The 544-nt window shown below is 40.8% G+C and carries 1 pseudogene; it reads right to left on the reverse strand.

The features are described from left to right. Window positions 1-390: pseudogene (locus ACYVRH_RS14340) on the reverse strand (aminopeptidase); the annotation flags it as partial. Window positions 391-544 lie beyond the last annotated feature (154 nt).

Consider the following 544-nt stretch of genomic DNA (forward strand, 5'->3'; position numbering starts at 1 on the left):
GTCTTCGTATAAAGGGTTTTGTTTTAAATCAAGGCGTGGAGAATCTATATGGGCGCCAAGAATATTGCAGCCTTCGATTACGGGTTTCTTCCCGATGACGGCGGCAATGACGGATTTCCCTCTGATATTCTGATAAACCTTCATGCCAGCCGTAAAATTTTTGTCATTCAAAGTGTCGATGTTTACAAAGCCGTTTTCATTGAGAAGTTCGCAAGCGGTTTCGGCGCATTCGCGCTCGGTCTTTCCCGTATTTAAAAATTGCTTGTACGATGTGGCAAGCGCCTCAACCTCTTTTTCAGTCTTCTTGTCAATTCCTTCCCAGCCATTTTTCAGCTTGAAAAACAGTTTGTCCGATAATTTTTCTTTTTTCCCTTTTGCAGATTTAGCCATAAAATCCCCCTGCTTGCATTGTTATAGAAAATAATTATAATGTGTTTTAAATTAAATCGCAAGAGTTCTCACAAAGAGCACAAAGGTACAAAGGACACAAAGAGGGAAGAGGGGGGCGAAGGTCTATACGCGGGAAGATATATTTTGTTTTTTC

It is taken from the genome of Treponema sp. R80B11-R83G3 (assembly GCF_054786115.1).